Source organism: Pseudolysinimonas sp. (assembly GCF_044239695.1).
GTDB lineage: Bacteria > Actinomycetota > Actinomycetes > Actinomycetales > Microbacteriaceae > Pseudolysinimonas_A.
In genome coordinates this window covers 1-5,685 of the sequence record NZ_JBIIAW010000145.1, presented here as the reverse complement: position 1 = coordinate 5,685, position 5,685 = coordinate 1, and the positions used below count along the sequence as shown (strand labels likewise).

The 5,685-nt window shown below is 67.7% G+C and carries 6 protein-coding genes; all 6 read left to right on the top strand.

What is annotated here, in order from left to right; translation table 11 throughout:
- Positions 1-1,972: carbamoyl-phosphate synthase large subunit (carB, locus tag ACILQS_RS15220; protein ID WP_395640970.1), on the top strand; the 1,972-nt coding region annotated here is incomplete at its 5' end.
- Positions 1,969-2,796, top strand: a complete 828-nt coding sequence (gene pyrF / locus ACILQS_RS15215; RefSeq protein ID WP_395640969.1) for an orotidine-5'-phosphate decarboxylase — start codon at positions 1,969-1,971, stop codon at positions 2,794-2,796. The genes carB and pyrF, both read left to right, overlap by 4 nt.
- Positions 2,793-3,695 carry a guanylate kinase gene (gene gmk / locus ACILQS_RS15210; RefSeq protein ID WP_395640968.1) on the top strand — a complete coding sequence of 301 codons (903 nt, stop codon included), beginning with the start codon at positions 2,793-2,795 and terminating at the stop codon, positions 3,693-3,695. The genes pyrF and gmk overlap by 4 nt, the downstream gene beginning before the upstream one ends.
- A 108-nt stretch (positions 3,696-3,803) precedes the next feature.
- Positions 3,804-4,064 carry a DNA-directed RNA polymerase subunit omega gene (gene rpoZ / locus ACILQS_RS15205; RefSeq protein WP_395640967.1) on the top strand — a complete coding sequence of 87 codons (261 nt, stop codon included), beginning with the start codon at positions 3,804-3,806 and terminating at the stop codon, positions 4,062-4,064.
- 9 nt (positions 4,065-4,073) lie between these two features.
- Positions 4,074-5,252, top strand: coding sequence for a bifunctional phosphopantothenoylcysteine decarboxylase/phosphopantothenate--cysteine ligase CoaBC (coaBC, locus tag ACILQS_RS15200; protein WP_395640966.1), 1,179 nt, complete (start codon positions 4,074-4,076; stop codon positions 5,250-5,252).
- A gap of 23 nt (positions 5,253-5,275) precedes the next feature.
- On the top strand, positions 5,276-5,685 hold a 410-nt coding region (locus ACILQS_RS15195; RefSeq protein WP_395640965.1), incomplete at its 3' end, for an S-adenosylmethionine synthetase N-terminal domain-containing protein.

Sequence of the window (5,685 nt, the reverse complement as noted above, 5' to 3'; positions counted from 1 at the left end):
GAGCGAGGAGGTCTTCGAGGCCACCAAGATCGATCCGTGGTTCATCGACCAGATCATCCTCATCAACGAGGTTGCCGCAGAGATCGCCGCCTCGAAGGAGCTTGACGCGTCGATCCTCCGCCACGCGAAGGACCACGGCTTCAGCGACCTGCAGATCGCCGAGCTGCGTGGCCTCAGCGAGCAGGCCGTTCGCGATACCCGCTGGCACAAGAACGTGCGCCCCGTCTTCAAGACGGTGGACACCTGTGCCGGCGAGTTCCCGGCCCTCACCCCGTACCACTACTCGAGCTACGACCTCGAGACCGAGGTCTCGCCGAGCGACCGCCGCAAGGTCGTCATTCTCGGCTCCGGCCCGAACCGCATCGGCCAGGGAATCGAGTTCGACTACTCCTGCGTGCATGCGAGCTTCGCCCTCGCCGAGGCGGGTTTCGAGACGATCATGATCAACTGCAACCCCGAGACGGTCTCGACCGACTACGACACGAGCGACCGGCTCTACTTCGAGCCGCTGACGCTGGAGGACGTTCTCGAGATCATCCACGCTGAGTCGCAGTCGGGTGAGCTCGTTGGCGTCGTCGTGCAGCTCGGTGGCCAGACGGCCCTCGGCCTCGCCAAGGGCCTCAAGGCCGCGGGTGTCACCATCCTCGGCACCAGCCCGGAGGCGATCGACCTGGCTGAGGAGCGCGGGCTGTTCAGCGGCATCCTCGCCGACGCCGGACTGCTCAGCCCGAAGAACGGCACCGCCGTCGACGTCGACAACGCCGTGACGATCGCCGAGGACATCGGCTACCCGGTTCTCGTGCGCCCGAGCTACGTGCTCGGCGGCCGCGGCATGGAGATCGTCTACGACACAGCGAGCATGCGCGACTACTTCGATCGCGTGAAAGACCAGGCCATCATCGCCGCCGACTCGCCGCTGCTGGTCGACCGCTTCCTCGACGACGCGATCGAGATCGACGTCGACGCGCTCTACGACGGCACAGAGCTCTATATCGGCGGCATCATGGAGCATATCGAGGAGGCGGGCGTGCACTCGGGAGACTCCGCGTGCACCCTTCCGCCGGTCACCCTCGGCCGCCACGTCATCGACGCGGTGCGCGAGGCGACGCTCGGCATCGCCAAGGGCATCGGCGTGCAGGGCCTCCTCAACGTGCAGTTCGCCATCGGGCAGGGAATCCTCTACGTGCTCGAGGCCAACCCGCGCGCCTCGCGCACGGTGCCGTTCGTGTCGAAGGCTCTCGGCATCCCGCTCGCCAAGGCGGCCTCGCTGCTCATGGTCGGCAGCAGCATCCGCGACCTCGTCGACTCGGGCCTGCTGCCCACGCAGGACGGCTCGGTGGTGCCGCTCGACTCGCCCATCGCGGTGAAGGAGGCAGTGCTGCCCTTCCGCCGCTTCCGCACCAAGGAGGGCCAGGTCGTCGACTCGGTTCTCGGCCCGGAGATGCGCTCCACGGGCGAGGTCATGGGTATCGACTCGAACTTTCCCAAGGCCTTCGCCAAGAGCCAGTCGGCGGCCTACGGCGGCCTGCCGACGAGTGGAACGGTCTTCATCTCGGTGGCCGACCGTGACAAGCGCGCCATCATCCTGCCGGTGCTTCGCCTGCAGCAGCTGGGCTTCACGATTCTCGCAACGGAGGGCACCGCAGAGGTGCTCAACCGCAACGGCATCGAGGCGGTCATCGTCGAGAAGTACTTCCAGGGGCAGGCCGCGGGCGACACCGAGACGGTCGTCGACCTCATCAACGCCGGCAAGATCGACGTCGTCATCAACACGCCGAGCGGCCGCGCCGCCCGCGCCGACGGCTACGAGATCCGCACGGCGACGGTCGCGGCCGACAAGCCGCTGTTCACGACGATGGCGCAGGTGGGCGCCGCGGTGGCGTCCATCGAGTCCATTCAGAACGGCTTCGACGTGCGCAGCCTGCAGGACTACGCGATCGACCGCGCACAGCGTCTGGCGGCCTCGGTTTGACCTTCGGCGAGCGGCTGCGGTCCGCCTTCGACACCGGGGGCAACCTCTGTGTCGGCATCGATCCTCACGCCTTCCTGCTCGCGCAGTGGAACCTGACGGATGACCCTGCCGGCCTGCGCGAGTTCGGCCTGCGGGTTGTCGAAGCCGCCTCCACCCGGGCCGCGATAGTGAAGCCACAGGTGGCGTTCTTCGAGCGGCACGGATCCGCCGGCTTCGCCGCCCTCGAAGACGTGCTCGGGGCCGCACGCGCCGCGGGCCTGCTCGTGATCGCCGATGCGAAGCGCGGCGACATCGGCTCCACCTTCGACGCCTACGCCTCCGCCTGGCTGACGCCGGGCTCGCCCCTCGAGGTACACGCCATCACCGTCAGCCCCTACCTCGGCATCGGCTCGATCGAGGGACCACGGGCCATCGCCGCGGCGAACGGCAAGGGCCTCTTCGTGCTCGCCGCGACCTCCAACCCCGAGGCTCTCGCCCTGCAGACTTCGCGCATGGCCAGCGGCTCGACCGTGGCCGCGGGTATCGTCGAAGAGGTGCAGCAGTGGAACAGCGCCGACGCCGGGCTCGGCTCCGTCGGCATCGTGCTCGGTGCAACGGTCGACCGAGGCGACTTCGGCATCACCGACCTCGGCAACATCCCGGTTCTCGCTCCGGGCTTCGGGCACCAGGGTGCACGAATCGGCGACCTGCGTGCGCTCTACGGCGCGGCCGCGGCCAACGTTCTCGTCAGCGCCTCCCGCAGCATCCTCGCTGCGGGGCCGTCGGGCATCGCCGCAGCTATTGAGCAGCAGGCCGCTGAGGTCGCGGAGGCGCTGGCCGCATGAGCCCGCGTCCGGATCCACCCGAGGTTGACCGCATCGCGGCGGGCAAGGCGGCAGTCGCCGCCCGTCAGGCGCGGGCCGCGGTCAAGAACGCGATCGCGACGCGCAGCCGCACGGCCCTCGATGCCGCGCAGGCCGGGTGGACGGATGCGAGCAGCGCCGAGGCGGGCATGCGCGTTCGCGAGCTGCTCACCAGCATCCCCGGCCTTGGCCCTACCCGTGTCGCCAAGACGCTCGCCGACCTCGAGATCTCTGACAAGAAGCGCGTCGGCGGACTCGGAAACCGGCAGCGCGTGAAACTGCACGACTACCTGCAGCAGCGCGAGGGGGACGCCCCCGCGCACCTGGTCGTGCTTGCCGGGCCGACAGCGGTCGGCAAGGGCACGGTGTCGAGCTACATCCGCGACAACTACCCGGATGTGCACATCAGCGTCTCGGCCACCACTCGCGCCCCACGCCCGGGCGAGATCGACGGCGTGCACTACTTCTTCGTCGACGACGCGGAGTTCGACCGCAAGATCGCCGCGGGGGAGCTGCTCGAGTGGGCTGTTGTGCACAACTCCTACCGCTATGGAACGCCGCGTCCGCCCATCGACGTCGCTCTCGAGGAGGGACGCAGCGTCCTGCTCGAGATCGACCTGCAGGGCGCGAGGCTGGTGCGCGCGGCCATGCCGGAGGCACGCCTCGTCTTTCTGCTGCCGCCGACTTGGGAGGAGCTCGTGCGGCGCCTCATCGGTCGCGGTACCGAGAGCCCGGCCGAGCAGCAGCGTCGCCTGGAGACCGCACGCGTCGAGCTCGCCGCGCAGGACGAGTTTGACTTCAAGGTCGTCAACCACGACGTGAGCCAGGCTGCGCAGGAGGTCGTCGACCTCATGGCTGTTTCGTCGCCGTATACAAGGTGATCCGCACGCCTGGCGGCAAAATCTGGCGTGGTCAGGCTAAAATGGTCTACAGCCGCGTGCGCAAACGCACCTGACGGCACAATCTTCCCAATCTGAAGGAGCTTCACCATGGTCGACCGCCACAGTGGAATCATTGACCCGCCCATCGACGAGCTGCTCTCGAAGGTCGACTCCAAGTACCAGCTCGTGATCTTCGCCTCGAAGCGCGCGCGCCAGATCAACGACTACTACGCCGACCTGCACGAGGGCTCGCTCTTCGACAATGTCGGCCCGCTCGTCGACTCGACGATCGACGACAAGCCGCTCTCGGTTGCTCTTAAGGAGATCAACGAGGACAAGCTCGTTCTGCAGCGCCTCAGCGAAGAGTAAGCACTCCGCGTGAACATCGTTGTCGGCGTGACCGGCGGCATCGCCGCCTACAAGGCCGTCAACGTGATCCGTGGGCTTGTTCTCGCGGGCCACGATGTGCACGTCATCCCCACGGATGCGGCGCTGCGATTCGTCGGTCGACCGACGTTCGAGGCCATCAGCCGCAACCCCGTGCACTCCGACCTCTACGAGGGTGTCGCCGAGGTTCGCCACGTCGCGATCGGCCAGGCGGCTGACCTGATCGTGATCGCACCCGCAACCGCCAACACGCTCGCAAAGCTGGCGCACGGGATTGCCGACGACCTGCTCACCAACTCTGTGCTCGCCTCCACGGCACCCGTCGTGGTCGCCCCGGCCATGCACACCGAGATGTGGCAGAACCCGGCGACCGTCGCGAACGTCGCGCTGCTGCGCGAGCGCGGCATCACCGTCGTCGGTCCAGCGGTCGGGCAGCTGACCGGCAAGGACTCCGGCCCGGGCCGCATGAGCGAGCCCGACGAGATTGTGGCCGCCGCACTTGCGGCTGTCGGCCCGCGTGATCTGGCCGGCCGGCGCATCCTCATCTCCGCCGGAGGCACGCGGGAGGCGCTGGACCCCGTTCGCTTCATCGGCAACCGGTCCAGCGGCAAGCAGGGCGTCGCCCTCGCTGTTGCCGCTGCCGCGCGCGGCGCCGAGGTCGCCCTCATCGCCGCGAACCTCGAGGTGGATGCGCCACAGCACGTCTCGGTCACGCATGTCAGCTCGACGCTCGAACTCGAGGCGGCTGTGAGCGCTGCGGCTGCTGATGCCGACGTGGTCATCATGGCGGCGGCCGTCGCGGACTACCGGCCGGAAAGCGTCGCGGACACCAAGATCAAGAAGGAGACGCAGGGCGACACCCTGCAGCTCACCCTCGTCAAGAACCCCGACATTCTGCGGGGCCTCACCGAGCGCCGCACTCCGGGGCAGGTCGTCATCGGCTTCGCCGCAGAGACGGAGCAGGACCGCACTGCACTGATCGCGCTCGGCGTCGCCAAGGCCGCGCGCAAGGGCGTCGACTATCTCGTCGTCAACATGGTCGGCTGGACCGAGGGTTTTGCAACAGAGAGCAACGCCATCATCGTGCTGTCGGGCACCGGCGATATAGTGAGCGAGGCCAGCGGGAGCAAGGCGGCAGTCGCTGATTCTGTACTCGATCTGCTGGTCTGAGCTCCCCAACCCCAAGGATTTCCATGAGCAGCCCTCTGCGTCTCTTCACGTCGGAATCAGTGACCGAGGGTCACCCCGACAAGATCTGCGACCAGATCTCCGACTCGATCCTCGATGCGTTGCTCGCGGAAGACAAGCACGCCCGCGTGGCGGTTGAGACCCTGGTGACGACCGGCCTCGTGCACGTGGCGGGCGAGGTCACCACGACCGGTTACGTGGACATTCCGGGCATCGTGCGCAAGCGCATCACCGACATCGGCTACGACTCGAGCGATGTCTGGTTCGACGGCCGCTCGTGCGGTGTCTCCATCTCCATCGGCGGGCAGTCACCCGATATCGCGGTCGGCGTCAACCGCTCCCTCGAGGAGCGTGAGGGAACCAACAGCGACGAGGACGACTCGCAGGGCGCGGGCGACCAGGGCATCATGTTCGG